Source organism: Pseudomonas sp. FG35 (genome assembly GCF_057809295.1).
On record NZ_JBMDJR010000027.1, the window covers coordinates 1 to 19821 of the forward strand.

General features: G+C 60.9%; 16 protein-coding genes. 13 read left to right on the plus strand and 3 right to left on the minus strand.

Annotated features, from left to right (window positions below; genetic code table 11):
* Nucleotides 1-238: 238 nt before the first annotated feature.
* The 7 genes from ACODTD_RS28295 to ACODTD_RS28325 all read left to right on the plus strand — a co-directional run bounded on the left by ACODTD_RS28295 (nucleotide 239) and on the right by ACODTD_RS28325 (nucleotide 7285).
* Complete coding sequence (locus tag ACODTD_RS28295) at nucleotides 239-778, plus strand: TetR/AcrR family transcriptional regulator (protein WP_011333341.1); 540 nt, start codon at nucleotides 239-241, stop codon at nucleotides 776-778.
* 30 nt (nucleotides 779-808) lie between these two features.
* Complete coding sequence (locus tag ACODTD_RS28300; RefSeq protein ID WP_262157889.1) at nucleotides 809-1642, plus strand: alpha/beta fold hydrolase; 834 nt, start codon at nucleotides 809-811, stop codon at nucleotides 1640-1642.
* Nucleotides 1643-1689: 47 nt separating this feature from the next.
* The gene (locus ACODTD_RS28305) at nucleotides 1690-2151 is read left to right on the plus strand and encodes an acyl-CoA thioesterase (protein ID WP_489105419.1); all 462 of its coding nucleotides are present in this window, start codon (nucleotides 1690-1692) and stop codon (nucleotides 2149-2151) included.
* Nucleotides 2152-2186: 35 nt separating this feature from the next.
* Nucleotides 2187-3146, plus strand: a complete 960-nt coding sequence (locus tag ACODTD_RS28310) for a tRNA dihydrouridine synthase (protein WP_489105420.1) — start codon at nucleotides 2187-2189, stop codon at nucleotides 3144-3146.
* A 121-nt stretch (nucleotides 3147-3267) separates the two neighbouring features.
* Nucleotides 3268-3711, plus strand: coding sequence for an Hsp20 family protein (locus tag ACODTD_RS28315; RefSeq protein ID WP_011333344.1), 444 nt, complete (start codon nucleotides 3268-3270; stop codon nucleotides 3709-3711).
* Between the two features lie 185 nt (nucleotides 3712-3896).
* Complete coding sequence (locus ACODTD_RS28320; protein ID WP_011333345.1) at nucleotides 3897-4592, plus strand: DUF1266 domain-containing protein; 696 nt, start codon at nucleotides 3897-3899, stop codon at nucleotides 4590-4592.
* Entirely contained in the window at nucleotides 4589-7285 is a 2697-nt protein-coding gene (locus ACODTD_RS28325) for a DUF805 domain-containing protein (protein ID WP_489105421.1), read from the plus strand. Before ACODTD_RS28320 ends, ACODTD_RS28325 begins: the two co-directional genes overlap by 4 nt.
* On the opposite strand, the gene ACODTD_RS28330 is transcribed toward ACODTD_RS28325, so the two are convergent.
* The 3 genes from ACODTD_RS28330 to ACODTD_RS28340 form a co-directional block, all read right to left on the minus strand.
* Entirely contained in the window at nucleotides 7282-8973 is a 1692-nt protein-coding gene (locus ACODTD_RS28330; RefSeq protein WP_489105422.1) for an Hsp70 family protein, read from the minus strand. The two genes, ACODTD_RS28325 and ACODTD_RS28330, sit on opposite strands and share 4 nt — an antisense overlap.
* Before the next feature lie 73 nt (nucleotides 8974-9046).
* On the minus strand, nucleotides 9047-12325 hold the full coding sequence (locus ACODTD_RS28335) for a bifunctional diguanylate cyclase/phosphodiesterase (RefSeq protein ID WP_011333348.1): 3279 nt from the start codon (nucleotides 12323-12325) through the stop codon (nucleotides 9047-9049).
* A 68-nt stretch (nucleotides 12326-12393) separates the two neighbouring features.
* Entirely contained in the window at nucleotides 12394-13284 is an 891-nt protein-coding gene (locus ACODTD_RS28340; protein WP_007956444.1) for a LysR family transcriptional regulator, read from the minus strand.
* Nucleotides 13285-13424: 140 nt separating this feature from the next.
* Here ACODTD_RS28340 and leuC point away from each other — a divergent pair, with 140 nt between their 5' ends.
* The 6 genes from leuC to ACODTD_RS28370 all read left to right on the plus strand — a co-directional run bounded on the left by leuC (nucleotide 13425) and on the right by ACODTD_RS28370 (nucleotide 19756).
* Nucleotides 13425-14843 carry a 3-isopropylmalate dehydratase large subunit gene (gene leuC / locus ACODTD_RS28345; protein ID WP_011333350.1) on the plus strand — a complete coding sequence of 473 codons (1419 nt, stop codon included), beginning with the start codon at nucleotides 13425-13427 and terminating at the stop codon, nucleotides 14841-14843.
* A gap of 11 nt (nucleotides 14844-14854) precedes the next feature.
* Nucleotides 14855-15499 (plus strand): 3-isopropylmalate dehydratase small subunit, encoded by a 645-nt coding sequence (gene leuD, locus ACODTD_RS28350; RefSeq protein WP_011333351.1) that lies wholly within the window; start codon nucleotides 14855-14857, stop codon nucleotides 15497-15499.
* A gap of 35 nt (nucleotides 15500-15534) precedes the next feature.
* Nucleotides 15535-16302 (plus strand): class I SAM-dependent methyltransferase, encoded by a 768-nt coding sequence (locus ACODTD_RS28355; RefSeq protein WP_489105423.1) that lies wholly within the window; start codon nucleotides 15535-15537, stop codon nucleotides 16300-16302.
* Between the two features lie 69 nt (nucleotides 16303-16371).
* Nucleotides 16372-17454, plus strand: coding sequence for a 3-isopropylmalate dehydrogenase (gene leuB / locus ACODTD_RS28360; protein WP_285354684.1), 1083 nt, complete (start codon nucleotides 16372-16374; stop codon nucleotides 17452-17454).
* Between the two features lie 66 nt (nucleotides 17455-17520).
* Entirely contained in the window at nucleotides 17521-18633 is a 1113-nt protein-coding gene (gene asd / locus ACODTD_RS28365; RefSeq protein WP_489105424.1) for an aspartate-semialdehyde dehydrogenase, read from the plus strand.
* A 112-nt stretch (nucleotides 18634-18745) separates the two neighbouring features.
* On the plus strand, nucleotides 18746-19756 hold the full coding sequence (locus ACODTD_RS28370; RefSeq protein ID WP_197869437.1) for an aspartate-semialdehyde dehydrogenase: 1011 nt from the start codon (nucleotides 18746-18748) through the stop codon (nucleotides 19754-19756).
* The last annotated feature ends 65 nt before the right edge of the window (nucleotides 19757-19821 follow it).

Genomic DNA, 19821 nt, shown 5'->3' on the forward strand with positions numbered 1-19821 from the left:
AGGACACCGCCCTTTCACGGCGGTAACAGGGGTTCGAGTCCCCTAGGGGACGCCACGATTACCCGCTCTGCGGGATTTTATAAGGGTCATTCAATTATTGAATGGCCCTTTTGTTTGTCTGGCGTTTGGCCAAATCCTCTTTTTCCTTAACACTGTGCTTCAGACCAGCGGTCACGCGTGTGACTTGCGGAATATTATTATGAGAATAATATTGCTATCGTAATATTCGGAGGCGACGATGAACGACAAGAAAGCTCAAACCCGCGAACGCATTCTCAAGGCCGCCAGTGCTGCACTGATCCAGCGGGGCCCGGCTGAACCGAGCGTGGGCGAAGTGATGGGGGCGGCCGGCCTGACCGTCGGTGGCTTCTACGCCCACTTCGAAAGCAAGGACGCAATGATGCTTGAGGCGTTCAAGCAATTGCTCGGTCGCCGTCGCGACCTGATTGCCGACATGGACAGCGAGCTGACCGGTGAGGAGCGCCGCGCCCTGGTGGCTGCTTTCTACCTGTCGCGCAAGCACCGTGATTCCAGCGATTCGGCCTGCCCGATTCCGGCCTCCATCGGCGAGCTGGGCCGTCTACCGGAGGCGTTCCGGATCGCGTTGAACGAACACCTGGAATTGATGATTGCGCAGTTGGCCGCAACGCCGGAAGACACCGACAAAGCGTTGGCCGACGTGGCCTTGATGGTGGGAGGCCTGGCGCTCGCCAGGGCGTTGGGCCCTGGGGATTTATCCGATCGATTGCTGCGCGCTGCCAAGTCGGCGGTGCGTTGACCTGAAGGCTACAAGCCCGGGGAGAGAGCGATGAGCACGTTGAAGTGGGTTCGCGGCGTTAATGGCACCTTGGGCTGGTTCGCACCGAAACTGGTGGCGAGCAAAATGCGGTTGGCGTTCATGACGCCGCGCGCGAATACACCGCGCGATTGGGAATTGCCGCTGCTGGCGAAATCCGAACGCATCACCTTGCGCTTCGGTCTTTCGGCCCTGCGCTGGGGGCAAGGCCCGACTGTTTTGCTGATGCACGGCTGGGAAGGGCGGCCCACCCAGTTTGCCGCGTTGATCACCGCGCTGGTTGAAGCGGGTTACACCGTTGTCGCGCTTGATGGCCCGGCCCACGGTCGCTCGCCGGGGCGTGAAGCCAACGTGGTCCTGTTCGCTCGAGCGATGCTTGAAGCCGCTGCCGAATTGCCTCCGTTGCAGGCTGTCATCGGTCACTCCATGGGCGGCGCCAGCGCCATGCTGGCGGTGCAATTAGGATTGCGCACCGAAACCCTCGTGAGCATTGCCGCTCCGGCGCGGATTCTCGGGGTGTTGCGCGGGTTTGCCCGTTATGTCGGCATGCCGCCCAGAGCTCGCTCGGCGTTCATTCGGCAAGTCGAGCAGGACGTCGGCATGCGCGCCGCCACCCTTGATGTCGCCCACTATCAACTGGATATGCCAGGCCTGATCGTGCATGCCGAGGACGACACCTTTGTCTCGGTCAAGGAATCCCAATTGATCCACGAATCCTGGTTCGACAGTCGCCTGCTGCGTCTGGAAGCTGGCGGCCATCAGCGCGTGCTGGCCGACCCCCGAGTGATTGATGGCGTGTTATCACTGCTGGCCGGGCGCAGCCTTCAGGCGCGGCAATCGGCCTAGTCATCCGTTACACTGCCCCGGTTGAATCATTTGACCGGGAGTAGGGCATGGGCTGGGATCGGGCAACGCCGTTTACCATTGATCTGCAAGTGGGCGCCGAGGACATCGACGGGCTGGGCCACGCCAACAACGCGGTCTATGTGACCTGGCTCGAGCGCTGCGCCTGGCGCCACTCACAGCGTCTGGGTCTGGATCTGGTCGAGTACCGGCGCCTGGATCGGGCGATGGCCGTTGTGCGACACGAAATCGATTACCTGGCCGCCGCCTATGAAGGTGACGAACTGCAATTGGCGACCTGGATCGTTGATTGGGACCAGCGCCTGAAAATGACCCGTCACTTCCAACTGATCCGCCCCAGCGACAACGCCACGCTGCTGCGCGCCCAGACCACCTTCGTCTGCATTGAGCTGTCCACCGGCAAGCCAAAGCGCATGCCCGCCGAGTTCATCGAGGGCTACGGCCCGGCCATACAGACGACGGACATGGGTTTAACCCGCGAAACCCAGTAAACTGCCGCACGTTTTTCCTTGAGTGTGTGTTTCCCATGCAAATTGCTCTGGCGCCGATGGAGGGGTTGGTCGATGACATCCTGCGCGATGTCCTGACCCGTGTCGGCGGTATTGACTGGTGCGTGACCGAATTCATTCGGGTCAACGATCAGTTGCTGACTCCGGCCTATTTCCACAAGTTCGGTCCTGAACTGCTCAACGGTGCGCGCACGGCGTCCGGCGTGCCACTGCGCGTGCAGTTGCTGGGTTCCGATCCGGTGTGCCTGGCGGAAAACGCGGCGCTGGCCTGCGAACTGGGCTCCGAAGTGATCGACCTGAACTTCGGTTGCCCGGCCAAGACCGTCAACAAGTCCCGTGGCGGTGCGGTACTGCTCAAGGAGCCGGAACTGCTCAACCGGATCGTCGAACACGTGCGTCGCGCCGTACCTGCGCACATTCCGGTTACCGCCAAGATGCGCCTGGGTTTCGACAGCCCGGACGGCTCGCTGGTGTGCGCCACGGCACTGGCAGAAGGCGGCGCCGAACACATCGTGGTGCACGCCCGGACCAAGGTCGACGGCTATAAGCCACCGGCCCATTGGGAGTGGATCCCGCGCGTACAAGATGTGGTCAAGGTGCCGGTATTTGCCAACGGCGACATCTGGAGCGTCGAGGACTGGCGACGCTGCCGGGAAATCAGCGGCGTCGAAGACATCATGCTCGGTCGCGGTCTGGTGTCGCGCCCGGACCTGGCCCGTCAGATCGCCGCCGCCCGTGCCGGCGAAGAAGTCGTCGAGATGACCTGGGCCGAGCTGATGCCACTGATCCAGGACTTCTGGCTGCAAGCCAAAGCGCAAATGACCGCGCGCCAATCGCCTGGCCGTTTGAAGCAATGGCTGGCCATGCTGACCCGCAATTATCCCGAAGCCGTCGAGCTTTTCACCGTGCTGCGCCGGGAGACCGAGCCGGATCAGGTCTCGCGTTTGCTGGGTTTGCTGGTCGCCGAAGCCGCCTGAAAAAAATCTTCAAACGATCTCTTGAAAACAAAACGCAGGTCCCTATCTAAGGGTTACGCGATGCCGAATTCGGGTCGCGGAGACAAAAAAACTTGCTGATTGTTTTCAGGAGATTTGAATCATGAGTACTGCATTTTCCCTCGCTCCACTGTTCCGTTCCTCGGTAGGTTTCGACCGTTTCAACGACCTGTTCGAAACCGCCCTGCGCAACGAGCCGGGCAGCACCTATCCGCCTTACAACGTGGAAAAACACGGTGACGATCAATACCGCATCGTCGTGGCGGCGGCCGGTTTCCAGGAAGAAGACCTGGAACTGCAAGTCGAAAAAGGCGTGCTGACCATCAGTGGCGGCAAGCGTGATGCCAATGAAGGCGTCACGTTCCTGCACCAGGGCATTGCTCAGCGTGCATTCAAGCTGTCCTTCCGCCTGGCCGATCACATCGAGATCAAGGCCGCCGGCCTGAGCAACGGTCTGTTGAGCATCGACCTGTTGCGCGTGATTCCGGAAGAGGCGAAAGCCAAGCGCATCCCGATCAATGGGGCGCAGCCGGCTCTGCAACACTGAGTCACTTGCAGAAACAAATCGTCTGAACGGGCGATAAGCCGCTGAATGAAGGCCCCGACACGTCGGGGCCTTTTTTGTGGGCGCAGGAAAATGGCTGTTCGACTTTGCCGCCAGCGGCGGTTTCTCTACAATCCGCCGCAGTTTAGCCGACCCCATCCTTAGCGGTCGGCCTGGAGCCTTTTTTCATGGACGATATTCAACAGCGCTGGCTGTGCGCCCTCTCTGCGCCAATGGCCGCGCTTAATACCGGTGCCGGGTATGACGACCCTGCCTTCTGCGACGACCGCTATATCGATCTGAAAGGCAGCTGGGGAATCGATGACCGGCGACAATTGTTCGACATGCTTCAATGGATGACGGACGACGGACATGCAAAGCACCTGAGTGGCGCCTATTCGGCGTGGCAACGTTGTCTGCCGAATGAATGGCAGCGCCTGCTCGAAGAGCTGAGCCCTCGCGAGCGTGTTCTGCATGAGTTTGCCAGTCGCACTTTTGGCGGTTGTGGTCCCGGAGGAATTTTGTCTTGGGATTACGGGCGGATGGGGTTTCTCTTGCGTTGCGCAGTGCGCAATCAGTGGATTGATCTGGCCGAAAGCAACTGGCTGCACAGCCGTTTGGCCGTCAGGGCGCAATTTCACTACGGTAGCTGGATGTCTTACTTCAATGGCTTTGTTGTGGGGCGTACGTTTTGGTGTTGCCTGAACACAAGCGACGACGAGTTGGCTTGCGAGCTGGAGCGGCAAGGGGACAGTGTTCATAACCTGCGGATCACCCGCGGCCTCGCCCAGAACATTCCGCACTTTCTGGCCGACCTGCCCTGGCACATGGAAATTGATTCGTTACCCCGTCCGGCATCGCTCAAGGAGTTCGACTGGTCATGAGTTGCTGGATTCGCCTGGGCATCGAGCCTACATCCGACGAAACCCTGATTCGCGATGCCTACCGCGCACGATTGCCGTCGCATCATCCGGAAACCGATCCTGAAGGATTTCAGGCGCTGCGCATGGCCTACGAAAACGCCTTGCGCCTGGCGCGTGAAGATGAGGAAGAAGCGCCCGAGGAAATAACTGAAAACTCAGGGCAGGAGGTTGTCGAGATCCCGCAGGCGTTCGCGGATTTCTGCGAGTTGCTTGACGATCCCGCGCGACGTTTCAACTTCGAGGCGTGGCAGGCATTTGTCCGGGTGCTGGACGAGCTGTCGCTGGAGCAGCTCGATGAAATCAGTTGGGGGCTCTACCACCGGATGGCCGACGCCGGCCCGTTGTCTTACCGCTGCGCGAATTTGTTGGCCAAGCGTTTGGCCTGGCATCAGCAGTTACTGGATCTGGAATTCAACGACGCGCATCGGGTGGAAGCCTTTTTGCAGCGAATCGAAACGCCTGACCCGTTCGATACCGATCTGATGAGCGCCTGGTCAGTGGCTGCGCAAACCGAAACACTCTGGTACGCCCGCAGCCTCGACTTTATTTTCACCCAGCGTCCCCTCCATGAATTCGCCGACTTCGCCAGCCAGCACACGTGTCTGCCGTTGCCGGATGATGCTGTGTTCATGAAACGTTTACTGGTGCAGTTCACCCAAGCGGGCATCGGTGCACCGATATTTTTGCAGTGCTGTGTCGAAAAACAGCTGGAAGCACCGGATGACGTGGACTGGCTTTACCTGTTGGCGTGTCAGAGCAGTCTGCTGGGGTGGGACGATCAGGCATTGCCGTGCTGGATCAGGCTGTGGAACGAGTTCCGCCATCCGATGGCCGAAAGTCGTCTGCTGGAATTGTGCGCCAAGCGGCAACCGACTTTTCTGCCTCTGCTGATTCAGGCGTTCGATTGTCTGGGCGATTTCTCCGAGTGGCCTGCGGATCTCGGGGATGACGCGCAGGTATACGGCAGTCCGTCACAACGCCCCGAGACGCTGAACCGTTGGTTGGGTGTCGGGCGGTTGAAGCTCGATAGCCTGGCGAAAAGTTTTGTCGATTGGCGCATGACAGGCGATGAGCTCCCGTTGCTTGCCCAACTGCTGGGTGAGAATGCCGACAGCAGGCTGCTGCAACTGTACCGGCATGCCTGGGCGCTGCATCGCGGTGATGCGGTCTTGCTGCAGCGGATTCTGGATCAGCCGCTCCCGGTCGATGCGCTTGAATGCCTGGTGTTGAGCGGGTTCAAAGTTCAGGCCGGACAACATCTGCGCTGGTTGGAGAATGCGCCGATTGCGCAGGCTATGAGCGTATTCAGCGAAGCGGATTCAATATCGCAGCAATTGCCGCAGGCACTGACAACAGGCGAGCTGCACAAGGTCTGTCGCCTGTGGTTGCGTCGCTTGCGGCCCTACAGTGACACCGCCCTGGAGCGCATCGCCGAAGCATTCAAATTGGGCGCCGTCAAAGACGACTGTGATTTGTCCGAGCTCGATCTGCTCCTTCAGTTGAGCCGCCGCGGGATAGGGTTGCCGCCGGTCGGGCTGGGCGAGGCTGCCTGGGAGTGGCACGCTCAAACCGTGTTTTTGCTGGCGTTGCTGGATCAGCCGGAGCGCTGGCTGCCAATGATCGATGGGCAGTGCCTGGAGCGTCTGCCGTTCAGTCCGGCTCATCCTTTGAGTCGACTGCAGCCACTGTTGCGGCGGTTGCAACGCGAGCAAGGCAATTGCGACGGTTTACTGGGCTGGCTGCAAGGCAATGATCCGGTGCACGGCTTGTTGGTGCAGCAATTGTTCAGCGTGCAGCAGGCACTCGACAGCGCCCGATTGCCTGCCAATACCCTGCTTTACACCTGCATCGAGAGCGACCGCGCTGCGTGTGGCGACGATCTGTTGGGGCTGTTGATGTTCTGGGGCGTGCTCTATCACGACCCGAGCCTGAGCGCCGAGCAGCATCGTGCCTTGCTGCAGTCCATCGCGACAGTCAGTTGCGAGGATGACTGGTTCGAAGGGTTTCGTGACGGCTTGATCAAGGGCGAGCCGGTGTGGCCGCCGCGCAAGGTGTTGACGGATTTTGGGGTCGACAAACTGTTGGCATACGAGGCCCTCGATTCGCTCAAGGCCATGGTGCGCTATGGCGCTGCCGGAGTGCCGAAAACGCGAGTGCTGCGCCAATTGCAGCAGGGCAAGGATGACGTGAAGAACAGTATCGGCTTGCGCCTGGCGCTGTGTGCCTTGCTGTCCTGGTCGGAGCGTTTGATGTTGGCCAAAAGTGATGTTCAGCCGGTGCCGGCAGGGGCGATCTGGCGCCTGGGGTCGCGGCTGGGGCGCAAGGCTTTTATCGCCCAGGTCCTGGGGTGTGTGGTGATTACGCCGGTGGCAGGATTGATCAGCGGTACCACATTCTTTGGCATTCTGATCCTGTTGCTGGGTGTTCTGCTGTTATTCGGTGCCACTCTGCGCCGTTTGCATGATATGGGACGAGGCCTGCCCACATTGCTGATATTCATGGCCGTGTCGCCGGTCTTGCCGTTTCTGCCGCTGCTGCTGTTCGGCTTTCCCGGTGACAAGTTGCCCAACCGGTACGGGGTGCCACCGGACAGCGGCGGTGGCGAGATGCTGTCCGGTGGTCTGCAGGCTGCTCTGCGGCGACTTAACGGTTAGAGGCGCAGTTGATCCAGCGCCTTGTTGAGCTCTGAGCGGTGGCTGGCGATCTCGGCCGGCTGCTGTCCCCCGAGTACCGTGGTGAAGTTGTGCAGCCACTCGGCAATGTGTTCGCGCTGCGTGCCCAGACTTTGCATCCATGCCCGCTCCAGACGGGCCAGCAGTGTGCGGTTGGGCAATGCGTCGCGTGGATGGACCTTCAGCGTTGACAGACGGTTATGGCTGTCTCTGCGTGCTTGTTCATTCAGCCCGGTGGGACTGCGGTCGATGCTGTGGCTGTGGCGTTCGCCGGTCTGGAGCAGCGTGACGTCGACCTCGAGTAAACCGTTGATGTCGTAACTGAAGCGTACGTCCAGCTCCTGAATGTTATCGGTGGGCGTCAAGGTGACATCGAAAGCGTCAATGAGGACGTTGTCACGTACCCACGGCCGCTCACCCTGATAAACGGCAATGCGCAGCAGCTCCTGCCGGGGATGGGTTGTGTGGTAGCGCTCTACCCGTGACGTCGGGATGATGGTGTTGCGTTCGATGATTGGCGAAAAGGCGCCGTCGATGCCTTTGCCACGCATGGTTGCGATGCCCAGCGTATACGGGCATACATCGGTCAGAATCAGTTCTTCGATCGCGCCATCGCGCGCCTTGCAGGCCGCTTGCGTGGCCGCACCCAGTGCAACGAGGGTGTCGGGATCAAGATGTCGGTAGGGCAGGCGTCCGAACAGTGTGGCGACCAACTGTTGTACCGCAGGCATTCGCGTTGCCCCACCGACCAGCACCAGACTGTCGAGATCCCTTGGTTTCAAGCGCGCATCGCGCAGGGCCTGTTCGATCGGCGCGCGCAATCGTGCCAGCAACGGTTCCCAGATCTTCACGGCAGCGGCTTCATCCAGCGACCATTCGTACAGTTTGTCGGCATGGTGCCAGCTCAGCGATTGAGGTCCTTCGCCGAGTTCGCATTTGAGTTGTTCCAGGGCATCGCCCAGGCTGGCCATGCCTTGCGGATCAATCATCGACGGGGTCAGTCGCCAGTTTTTCAGACAGGCATTCAGCAGTGCAGCGGTAAAGTCCTCCCCACCCAAAAAGTTGTCCCCGGTGGACGCATGCACTTCAATCAGCGGCAACGCATATTCCAGCACCGTGACATCGAATGTCCCGCCGCCCAGATCGAAAATCAGCGTGCGTTCGAATTTTTGCTCGTGCAGCCCGTACGCCATTGCAGCGGCGGTAGGCTCGTTGATCAGTCGGGAGACCTTCAGGCCCGCCAGTTCGGCGGCGAACAGTGTGCGTTTGCGTTGCTCGTCACTGAAATACGCCGGTACGGAAATCACTGCTTCAGAAACCGGATGACCGAGAAAGGCTTCGGCGTCCTGCTTGAGTGAGCCCAGCACCAGTGCCGACAATTCTTCCGGGCTGAAGGTTTTGGTGCCGAGCTCGATCTGCCTGTCGCTGCCCATGAATCGCTTGAACGCGGCGGCTGTGCGTTCCGGGTGGGTCGTCAGGCGTGCGCGTGCGGCTTTGCCGACCAGGATGGTCTCGTCTTCATCGAGGCTGACCACCGACGGGGTCAGTACCTCGCCGAGGGCGTTGGGAATCAATCGGGCCTGACCGTCCTGCCACACGGCGATCAAACTGTTGGTGGTGCCAAGGTCAATGCCCAGCAGGGCCGGGCGGGGGAGGGTTGCATCCTGCATGATCGATCTCGAAACAGCGCGAAAAAACGCGACCCTACAGGTTGCCGCCAACCCTGGCAATTACCTGCCTGGGTCATTCCAGCAATCCCTTCAACCCTTCCAGCGGCAACGGCCGGCTGTGCAGATAACCCTGATACAAATGGCAGCCCAATCCCTGCAGGAAGGCCAGTTGTTCCGGGGTTTCCACGCCTTCGGCGATCACCTCCAATTCCAGGCTGCGGGCCATGGCGACGATGGCGCGGATGATTTCGGCGTCGTTGGGGTCGGTGGTGGCATCGCGGATGAACGACTGATCGATCTTCAGCGTGTCCACCGGCAATCGTTTCAGATAGGTCAGCGATGAATAGCCGGTGCCGAAATCGTCCATGGCAAAACTCACGCCGAGTTTTTTCAGGCGACGCATCTTGCTGATGGTGTCTTCCAGGTTCTGAATGACGATACCTTCGGTGATCTCCAGTTTCAGCAACGAGCAGGGCAGGCCGTGGCTGCTCATGCTGTGTTCGATGCGCTCGACGAAGTCGTTCTGGCGGAACTGCCGGGGGCTGATGTTCACGCACAGGCTGAAGGCCAGAGGATCGATCAGCTTTTCGGCGATCAATTGCTTGAAGGCTTCGCACGCCTCGTCGAGGATCCAGGTGCCGACCTCCAGAATCAGCCCGCTGTCTTCCAGCACCTTGATGAATTCGGTGGGTGATTGCGCGCCGAGTTCCGGGTGATTCCAGCGCACCAGGGCTTCGGCGCCGATGATGCGATTGTCCCGGGCGTCGATTTGCGGTTGGTAATGCACGTCGAATTCGCCACGGGACAGCGCCAGGCGCAGGTCGGTCTCCATGCGCAGCCGTTCGCTGGCCGCTTTCTGCATGGTGTTGTGATACATCTGCGTGGTGTTGCGCCCCGAATCCTTGGCCCGGTACAGCGCAATGTCGGCGCGTTTGAGCAGGTCGGTCGGGGTCGAGCCGTGATCGGGAATCAGCGCCACGCCGATGCTCGGCGTCACTTGCAGGCGCTGGCCGTCGAGGAACATCGGCTCCGACAGCAACTCGCGAATGGTGTCGGCCAGCTCGCGCACCTGGGCACTGACTTCATTGCGCGTGCCCTCCAGACCGCTGAGCAACACCACGAACTCATCGCCACCGAGCCGCGCCACCGTGTCTTCCATGCGCACGCTGGCCTCAAGTCGTGCGGTGATGATTTTCAGCACCGTGTCACCGACCGGATGACCCAGCGAGTCATTGATGTGCTTGAAGTGATCCAGATCGAGAAACAGCAGCGCGCCGCGCAGGTTGTGGCGCTTGAGCAGGGCGATCTGCTGGCTCAGGCGATCCATCAGCAGTGCGCGGTTGGGCAGGTTGGTCAGCGGATCGTGATAGGCCAAGTGGCGGATCTGCGCCTCGGCGTTCTTCAGCAGGCTGACGTCCCGGGCCGTGAGCAACAGGCAGGCGGTTTCGTTGAGAGTGATCGGTTCGACCGAGACTTCCACCGTCAGGATCTCGCCGCGCTTGTTGCGCCCGAGCATTTCCTGATGGTGTACGCGGCCCTTGATCTGCAGCTCCGCAAGCAGTGCAGAACGCTGTTTTTCTTCGGCCCAGATGCCGACCTGATACACGGTTTTGCCCACCACTTCGTCGGCGCGGTAGCCGGTGAGGCGGCAGAAACCGTCGTTGACCTCAAGATAACGTCCGGTGTCGCGCTCGGTGATGGTGATGGCGTCGGGACTGGAGTGGAACGCCTTGGCGAATTTCTCTTCGCTGGCCTTGAGCGCCGCTTCCGAGCGTTGTTGCTGGGTGATGTCGCGCAGCGTGGTAACGATGCACGGCTGGTTGCCGACGCTGATCTGACGGCTGGAAATCACGCAGGTCAGCGACTGGCCGTCCTTGTGCTGGACGATGATCGCAACATTGCTCAGGCCCTGTTCGCGGATCACCCGTTCGATGCGTTGCAGGCTTTTCGCCGAGGCGTCCCACAGGCCGATTTCTTCGGCGGTATGGCCGATCACATCGCTGGCGCTCCAGCCGAAGGTCTGGGAGAAACTGGAGTTGATCTCGATGAATTCCCCGGTTTCCTGGCGGGTCACGCAGATTGGATCGGGGCTGACCTGGAACAGCGTGGCGAATTTCTCTTCCGAAGCCACCAGCCGTTGCTCGCGTTCAACCTGATCGGTGATGTCCAGCAGGGTGCCGGCCATCCGCAGCGGTACGCCGTTGTCGTCGCGATAGAGGCGGGCGCGGCTTTCCAGATAGCGCGAGCTGCCGTCCGGCAATTGCACGCGGTAAGTCAGCTGATAATTGCCCGCCGGGCCTTCGCGCAGGCTGCGATAGGCGTCGCGCATGCTGTCGCGCTCTTCGCCGGGTACGCCCTCGAAAAACTCTTCGAACGATTCGTGGAACGGTTTCGGCTCCAGGCCGTGTAATTGCGCAGCGCGGGCCGAGCCGTAGAGCATGCCGCTGGGAATGTGCCAGTCCCAGGTGCCGAGTTGCGCCGAATCCAGCGCCAGGTCGAGGCGTTCCTGGCTGTCTTTCAGGGCATGTTCGGCGGCTTTTCGTTCGGTAGTGTCGAGAAAAGTGCTGAGCAGGTAAGGCTGGCCTTCGAGTTCGACCTTTTGCGCGCTGAGGATGCCGTCGTGGATCTGGCCATTGCTGGCGCGGAACTGCACCTCCATGCTGACCAGTTCGCCCTTGGCCTTGGTCTTCTTGACCAGCTCCGCCCGCTGCTCGGGATGCACCCACAGGCCCAGTTCCAGGGTGGTGCGCCCGATGGCGCTCTGCACCGGCCAGCCGAACAGGCTTTCGAAATACTGGTTGGCCTCGCTGATCAGGCCGTCTTCCTGACGGGTCAGCAGCACCATGTTCGGGCACAGATGAAACAGTGTCGCAAAACGTTTCTCCGAACTGCTGAGCGCCTGTTCCCGTTGCCGCTGGTGGGTGATTTCGCGGATCACCCCGATCATTCGGGGGCGACCGTGTTTGTCGGGGAGCAGGCTGCCGTTGATCTCCAGCCAGTGCAGGCTGCCGTCGGGCCAGCGGATGCGGTGGTGCATCGCCTGTTCCAGCGGCGCACCGGCAATCACCGCGTGGAAGGCGCGGATGGTTTTCGCCCGGTCTTCCGGTGGCAGCAGATCGAGGTATTCCAGGTCTTCGGGCAGCGGTTGCCGCGGGTCGAAGCCGAACAAGGCCTGAGTGCCGCGCGACCAGCTGATCTGCCCGCGCTCGATGTCCCAGTACCAGGCGCCAAGCCGGGCACCGTTGAGCGCCGCGAGCAATTGCGGCGCACTCTCCCAGCTCTGCTCGGATCGCCGTGGATCAATGGCCTGAATACGCGGCATCGGCGGAATACGGTCAACAGATTTCGGCATTGTTAAGGGGCCTTGAGCTGATTTGGGCGTTTGGCACAGGGGCGGCAGCTCTATAGGAGTAGCACAAGTTAGCCGAGAGTCCCTGGCAGATCGATTTGAGCGTCCAGCAGGGCCATAAACGCCCGTGCAGCATTCGACAGCGTCCTTTCAGTGTGCAGGATATAGCCTAGCTGGCGACTGAGCTGTATGCCCGGTAAAGGTATGCGCGCCACCTGCTCATCGAGCATCGTGCGCGGCAAAACACTCCAGGCCAGGCCGATCGACACCATCATCTTGATGGTTTCCAGGTAGTTGGTGCTCATGGCGATGTTCGGCGTCAGGCCCTGAGCCTCGAACAGCCGTTGGACAATATGGTGGGTAAAGGTGTTGCCGCCGGGGAAAACCGCTGGATGGCCGGCAATGTCCGCCAATGTGACGGCGCCATTGCTGATCAATGAATGTTCCGGGGCGACCACGAAATCCAGCGGGTCATCCCAGACCGGCGTGGCTTTGACCAGCGTGTGCGGCTCCGGCGCCAGGGTGATGACTGCCAGTTCTGCCCGGCCATGGAGAATTTCCTCGTAGGCCACTTCCGAATCGAGGAACTGAATATCCAGCGCCACCTGTGGGTAGCGGCGGGTGTATTCCCTCAATAAGGGTGGCAAGCGGTGCAGGCCGATGTGGTGACTGGTGGCCAGGGTCAGGCGACCGGTGACTTCGCCGGTCAGGTTGGTCAGAGCGCGACGGGTGTCATCGAGTACGTTGAGAATCTGGTAAGCCCTTGGCAGCAGGGCCCGGCCGGCCTCGGTCAGGCCCACTTCACGACCGAGCCGGTCGAACAGCCGCACATTCAATTGCTGCTCCAGCCCGGCGATGCGTTTGCTGATCGCCGGTTGTGTCAGGTGCAGCCGTTCGCCGGCGCCGGAGAAGCTTCCGGTCTCGGCAATCGCGATGAAGGCATTGAGGTTGGCCAGGTCCATGTTCGTATTCCAGTTGGTTATCCAAAGCATAAAAAATATGAATTTGAGTTATTTAATCTAACCCCATAGGATCGGCCTCACAAGCCAAAGGGTTATTGATAAGCCCAGGGCATAGAAACAAGCTGATGAGGAACCGTCTGATGGCCGGCAAAACGCTCTACGACAAGCTCTGGGATTCGCATTTGGTCAAGCAGCGCGACGATGGCTCGGCGCTGATCTATATCGATCGTCACATCATTCACGAAGTGACCTCGCCGCAAGCCTTTGAAGGCCTGCGTCTGGCCGGACGCAAGCCGTGGCGCATCGATGCCAACATCGCCACCCCGGACCACAACGTACCGACCACTCCGGAGCGCAAGGGCGGCATCGAAGCCATTGCCGACCAGGTCTCGCGTTTGCAGGTTCAGACCCTCGATGACAACTGCGATGAATACGGCATCGTCGAGTTCAAGATGAACGACGTGCGCCAGGGCATCGTTCACGTGATCAGCCCGGAGCAGGGCGCGACCTTGCCGGGCATGACCGTGGTCTGCGGCGACTCGCACACCTCGACCCACGGCGCGTTCGGCGCCTTGGCTCACGGGATCGGCACCTCCGAGGTCGAGCACGTGCTCGCCACTCAGTGCCTGGTCGCCAAGAAAATGAAGAACATGCTGGTGCGCGTCGAAGGCCAATTGCCGTTCGGCGTGACCGCCAAGGACATCGTCCTCGCCGTCATTGGCAAGATCGGCACCGCCGGCGGTAACGGCCATGCGATCGAATTCGCCGGTAGCGCGATCCGCGACCTGTCCATCGAAGGCCGCATGACCATCTGCAACATGTCCATCGAAGCCGGCGCCCGCGTGGGTCTGGTGGCGGCGGACCAGAAGACTGTGGATTACGTCAAGGGTCGCCCGTTCGCACCGAAAGGTGCCGAGTGGGATCTGGCGGTCGAGTCCTGGAAAGACCTGGTGTCCGACGCCGATGCGCATTTCGACACCGTGGTCGAGCTCGACGCCACGCAGATCAAGCCGCAGGTCAGCTGGGGCACTTCGCCGGAAATGGTCTTGGCCGTTGATCAGAACGTGCCGGACCCGGCTAAAGAGATGGATCTCGTCAAGCGCGACTCGATCGTCCGCGCCTTGAAATACATGGGTTTGACCGCCAATCAGGCGATCACTGACATTCAGCTCGACCGCGTATTCATCGGTTCCTGCACCAACTCGCGGATCGAAGACTTGCGCGCTGCGGCGGTGATCGCCAAGGGTCGCAAGGTTGCGTCGACCATCAAGCAGGCCATCGTCGTGCCTGGCTCGGGTCTGGTGAAGGCGCAGGCCGAGGCCGAAGGTCTGGACAAGATCTTCCTCGAAGCCGGTTTCGAGTGGCGCGAGCCGGGTTGCTCGATGTGCCTGGCGATGAACCCGGACCGTTTGGAGTCCGGCGAGCACTGCGCCTCGACCTCCAACCGTAACTTCGAAGGCCGTCAGGGCGCCGGTGGCCGCACCCACCTCGTCAGCCCGGCCATGGCCGCTGCGGCGGCGGTGAACGGTCGTTTCATCGACGTTCGTGAATTGATCTAAAGGAGCGCAGCATGAAAGCTTTTACCCAGCACACTGGTCTCGTCGCGCCTCTGGATCGTGCCAACGTCGACACCGACCAGATCATTCCGAAGCAGTTTCTGAAATCGATCAAGCGCACCGGTTTCGGCCCGAATCTGTTCGACGAGTGGCGTTACCTCGATGTGGGTCAGCCCTATCAGGACAACTCCAAGCGTCCACTGAACAAGGAATTCGTGCTCAACGCCGAGCGTTATCAAGGCGCCAGCGTGTTGCTGGCCCGCGAGAACTTCGGTTGCGGTTCCAGCCGTGAGCACGCGCCATGGGCGCTGGAAGAATACGGTTTCCGCAGCATCATCGCGCCGAGCTATGCCGACATCTTCTTCAACAACAGCTTCAAGAACGGTTTGCTGCCAATCATCTTGAGCGATGCCGAAGTCGACGAGCTGTTCAAGCAGGTCGAAGCCGCGCCGGGCTATCAGTTGCAGATCGATCTGCACGAGCAGACCGTGACCAGCCCGAACGGCAAGGTCTACCGCTTCGAGATCGACGCCTTCCGCAAACACTGCCTGCTCAACGGCCTGGACGACATCGGCCTGACCCTGCAGGACGGCGATGCGATTGCCGCGTTTGAAGCCAGGCATCGCGCGAGCCAGCCATGGTTGTTCCGCGACGCGTGAATCTGAAAGGTTGAAACCCAGAAAAGGACGTACCCATGACCAGCACCGCCCAGCACACTCAGGTTGTACAAAAGCAATTCGGTGAACAGGCCGCCGCCTACCTGAGCAGCGCCGTTCACGCTCAAGGCACTGAATTTGCGCTGCTGCAGGCTGAGCTGGCGGGGCAGGGCGAGGCGCGGGTGCTGGACCTGGGTTGTGGCGCCGGACACGTGAGTTTTCACGTCGCCCCGTTGGTGAAGGAGGTGGTGGCCTACGACCTGTCGCAGCAGATGCTCGACGTGGTGGCCGCCGCTGCCGTTGATCGCGGCTTGAGCAACGTGTCCACGGTCAACGGCGCCGCCGAGCGTCTGCCGTTTGCCGATGGCGAATTCGACTTCGTGTTCAGCCGCTATTCGGCGCACCATTGGAGTGACCTCGGCGTGGCCTTGCGCGAAGTGCGCCGGGTGCTGAAACCGGGTGGCGTGGCGGCGTTCATCGATGTGCTGTCGCCGGGCAGTCCGCTGTTCGACACCTATTTGCAGAGCGTCGAAGTGCTGCGCGACACCAGCCATGTGCGCGATTATTCCGCCGGTGAGTGGCTGCGCCAGGTCAGCGAGGCCGGTCTGCACACCCGCAGCACCACGCGTCAGCGCCTGCGTCTGGAGTACAACAGCTGGGTCGAGCGCATGCGCACACCCGAAGTGATGCGCGCCGCGATCCGCCAGTTGCAGCAATCGATGGGCAACGAAGTGCGCGAATATTTTGAGATTGAGGCCGATGGTTCGTTCAGTACAGATGTACTGGTGCTCTGGGCCGAAAAGTAAGTTTCGAACGACAAGCATTTTTCCCGGCGCGCCCCTCGATGGCGCACCGACTGAAGACACGAGGAAAGCATGAGCAAGCAGATTCTGATTCTCCCAGGCGACGGTATTGGTCCGGAAATCATGGCCGAAGCGGTCAAGGTGCTGGAGCTGGCCAACGAAAAGTACAGCCTGGGCTTCGAGCTGAGCCATGACGTGATCGGTGGCGCCGCCATCGACAAGCACGGCGTGCCGCTGGCCGACGAAACCCTCGATCGTGCCCGCGCTGCCGACGCTGTGCTGCTGGGCGCCGTGGGCGGCCCGAAATGGGACACCATCGAGCGTGACATCCGCCCTGAGCGCGGCCTGCTGAAAATCCGTGCGCAACTGGGCCTGTTCGGCAACCTGCGTCCGGCGATCCTGTACCCGCAACTGGCTGACGCTTCGAGCCTGAAGCCGGAAATCGTTGCCGGCCTGGATATCCTGATCGTCCGTGAATTGACCGGCGGCATCTACTTCGGCGCGCCGCGCGGCACCCGTACCCTGGAAAACGGCGAGCGCCAGTCCTACGACACCCTGCCGTACAGTGAGAGTGAAATCCGCCGTATCGCCCGTGTCGGTTTCGACATGGCCCGCGTGCGTGGCAAGAAACTGTGCTCGGTGGACAAGGCCAACGTGCTGGCGTCCAGCCAGCTGTGGCGTGAAGTGGTCGAGCAGGTCGCCAAGGATTACCCGGACGTCGAACTGAGCCACATGTACGTCGACAACGCCGCCATGCAACTGGTGCGTGCACCGAAGCAGTTCGACGTGATCGTCACCGACAACATGTTCGGCGACATCCTGTCCGACGAAGCGTCGATGCTCACCGGTTCCATCGGCATGCTGCCTTCGGCCTCGCTGGACGCCAACAACAAGGGCATGTACGAGCCTTGCCACGGTTCCGCGCCAGACATCGCGGGCAAAGGCATCGCCAACCCGCTGGCGACCATTCTCTCGGTGTCGATGATGCTGCGTTACAGCTTCAATCTGCAGGACGCGGCGGATGCCATCGAGAAAGCGGTCAGCGTGGTGCTGGATCAGGGTCTGCGCACCGGCGACATCTTTTCGACCGGTTGCACTAAAGTCGGTACGCAGGAAATGGGTGACGCAGTAGTCGCCGCGCTGCGGAATCTGTAATCTCTCGGGCCCGCTGCGAAATTCAATACAAAGCAGCGGCCCACTTTTCAAGAAGGTGTAGTTGCGATGAAACGTGTAGGTCTGATCGGTTGGCGCGGCATGGTCGGTTCCGTGCTCATGCAGCGGATGCTGGAAGAGCAGGATTTCGATCTTATCGAGCCGGTGTTTTTCACCACTTCCAATGTCGGTGGCCAAGGCCCGTCCGTGGGCAAGGACATTGCTCCGCTCAAGGACGCTTACAGCATTGAAGAGCTGAAGACCCTCGACGTGATCCTGACCTGCCAGGGCGGCGACTACACCAGCGAAGTGTTCCCGAAGCTGCGCGAAGCCGGCTGGCAGGGTTACTGGATCGACGCGGCCTCGAGCCTGCGGATGAATGACGACGCCGTCATCATCCTCGATCCGGTCAACCGCAAGGTCATCGACCAGCAGCTTGACGCGGGCACCAAGAATTACATCGGCGGCAACTGCACCGTCAGCCTGATGCTGATGGGCCTGGGCGGTCTGTTCGAAGCCGGTCTGGTCGAGTGGATGAGCGCCATGACCTATCAGGCGGCGTCCGGTGCCGGCGCGCAGAACATGCGTGAACTGATCAAGCAGATGGGCGCGACCCACGCCGCTGTCGCCGATCAACTGGCCGATCCTGCCAGCGCGATCCTCGACATCGACCGTCGTGTGGCCGAAGCCATGCGCAGCGACGCGTACCCGACCGAAAACTTCGGCGTACCGCTGGCCGGCAGCCTGATCCCGTGGATCGACAAGGAACTGCCGAATGGCCAGAGCCGCGAAGAGTGGAAGGCCCAGGCCGAGACCAACAAGATCCTCGGTCGCTTCAAGAGCCCGATCCCGGTCGACGGTATCTGCGTGCGCATCGGCGCCATGCGTTGCCACAGCCAGGCGCTGACCATCAAGCTGAACAAAGACGTGCCGATCGCCGACATCGAAGGGCTGATCAGTCAGCACAACCCTTGGGTCAAGCTGGTGCCGAACAACCTTGAAATCAGCATGCAGGAGCTGAGCCCGACGAAAGTCACCGGCACCCTGAACGTACCGGTCGGTCGTCTGCGCAAGCTGAACATGGGGTCGCAGTTCGTCGGTGCTTTCACCGTCGGCGACCAACTGCTGTGGGGCGCGGCCGAACCGCTGCGTCGCATGCTGCGGATCCTGCTTGAGCGTTGATCGCTTGATGCAATGAAAGAACCCGCGCCTTGCACGAGGCGCGGGTTTTTTTTGCCTGCGTGGCGGCCACCCGGTAAAGTGCCGCTCCCCCCGTTTCGCCAGAGGTAGCAACATGACCCAGACCCTTGATATTGCCGTGATCGGCGCCACCGGTACTGTCGGCGAAACCCTTGTGCAGATCCTCGAAGAACGCGACTTCCCGGTCGGCACCTTGCACCTGTTGGCCAGCAGCGAATCCGCCGGCAGCTCGGTGCTGTTTCGCAACAAGAACGTGCGCGTGCGTGAAGTCGACGAGTTCGATTTCAGCAAGGTCAAGCTGGCGTTCTTCGCCGCTGGCCCTGCCATCACCCTGAGTTACGCCGCCCGCGCTCACGCGGCGGGTTGCTCGCTGGTTGATCTGTCCGGCGCCTTGCCGGCGGATCAGGCGCCGCAAGTGGTGCCGGAAGCCAATGCCGATGTGCTGGCCGGTTTGAAAGCACCGTTCCAGGTCAGCAGCCCGAGCCCGTCGGCCACCACATTGGCCGTGGTGCTGGCGCCGCTGCTCGATCTGATCGAGCTGCAATATGTGCATGTCACCGCCAATCTGGCGGTTTCCGCCCAAGGCCGCGAAGCCGTGACCGAGCTGGCACGTCAGACCGCCGAGCTGCTGAACATGCGTCCGCTGGAACCGACATTCTTCGACCGGCAGATGGCTTTCAACCTGCTGGCCCAGGTCGGTACGCCCGACGCGCAAGGTCACACGCTGCTGGAAAAACGTCTGGTGCGCGAGCTGCGTCAGGTGCTGGCCAAGCCTTTATTAAAGATTTCCGCAACTTGCGTTCAAGCCCCGGTGTTTTTTGGCGATAGCTTTAGCGTGACCTTGCAGTCAGCGAGCGCGGTCGACCTGGAAAAGGTCAATGCTGCGCTTGAAGAGGCCGAGGGCATCGAGCTGGTCGAGGCCGGCGATTATCCGACCGCCGTCGGTGACGCGGTCGGGCAGGATGTGGTCTATGTCGGGCGCGTGCGTGCCGGTGTCGACGAACCGTCGGAACTTAATCTGTGGCTGACGTCAGATAACGTACGCAAAGGTGCGGCCCTCAACGCCGTGCAGGTCGCCGAGTTGTTGATAAAAGACCTGCTGTAAAAGATACTTGGCAACAATTTGTCGACTGATTCTAGCCGGGCGCTATGCTTGGCCAGATCGCTTGA

Excerpts from the sequence above, each read along its gene's own strand:
- ACODTD_RS28295 (WP_011333341.1), top strand. The coding sequence starts at position 239 with ATGAACGACAAGAAAGCTCAAACCCGCGAACGCATTCTCAAGGCCGCC.
- leuB (WP_285354684.1), top strand. The coding sequence starts at position 16,372 with ATGAGCAAGCAGATTCTGATTCTCCCAGGCGACGGTATTGGTCCGGAA.
- ACODTD_RS28355 (WP_489105423.1), top strand. The coding sequence starts at position 15,535 with ATGACCAGCACCGCCCAGCACACTCAGGTTGTACAAAAGCAATTCGGT.
- ACODTD_RS28370 (WP_197869437.1), top strand. The coding sequence starts at position 18,746 with ATGACCCAGACCCTTGATATTGCCGTGATCGGCGCCACCGGTACTGTC.
- ACODTD_RS28300 (WP_262157889.1), top strand. The coding sequence starts at position 809 with ATGAGCACGTTGAAGTGGGTTCGCGGCGTTAATGGCACCTTGGGCTGG.
- leuD (WP_011333351.1), top strand. The coding sequence starts at position 14,855 with ATGAAAGCTTTTACCCAGCACACTGGTCTCGTCGCGCCTCTGGATCGT.
- ACODTD_RS28340 (WP_007956444.1), bottom strand. The coding sequence starts at position 13,284 with ATGGACCTGGCCAACCTCAATGCCTTCATCGCGATTGCCGAGACCGGA.
- ACODTD_RS28310 (WP_489105420.1), top strand. The coding sequence starts at position 2,187 with ATGCAAATTGCTCTGGCGCCGATGGAGGGGTTGGTCGATGACATCCTG.
- ACODTD_RS28330 (WP_489105422.1), bottom strand. The coding sequence starts at position 8,973 with ATGCAGGATGCAACCCTCCCCCGCCCGGCCCTGCTGGGCATTGACCTT.
- ACODTD_RS28315 (WP_011333344.1), top strand. The coding sequence starts at position 3,268 with ATGAGTACTGCATTTTCCCTCGCTCCACTGTTCCGTTCCTCGGTAGGT.
- ACODTD_RS28335 (WP_011333348.1), bottom strand. The coding sequence starts at position 12,325 with ATGCCGAAATCTGTTGACCGTATTCCGCCGATGCCGCGTATTCAGGCC.
- leuC (WP_011333350.1), top strand. The coding sequence starts at position 13,425 with ATGGCCGGCAAAACGCTCTACGACAAGCTCTGGGATTCGCATTTGGTC.
- ACODTD_RS28320 (WP_011333345.1), top strand. The coding sequence starts at position 3,897 with ATGGACGATATTCAACAGCGCTGGCTGTGCGCCCTCTCTGCGCCAATG.
- ACODTD_RS28305 (WP_489105419.1), top strand. The coding sequence starts at position 1,690 with ATGGGCTGGGATCGGGCAACGCCGTTTACCATTGATCTGCAAGTGGGC.
- asd (WP_489105424.1), top strand. The coding sequence starts at position 17,521 with ATGAAACGTGTAGGTCTGATCGGTTGGCGCGGCATGGTCGGTTCCGTG.
- ACODTD_RS28325 (WP_489105421.1), top strand. The coding sequence starts at position 4,589 with ATGAGTTGCTGGATTCGCCTGGGCATCGAGCCTACATCCGACGAAACC.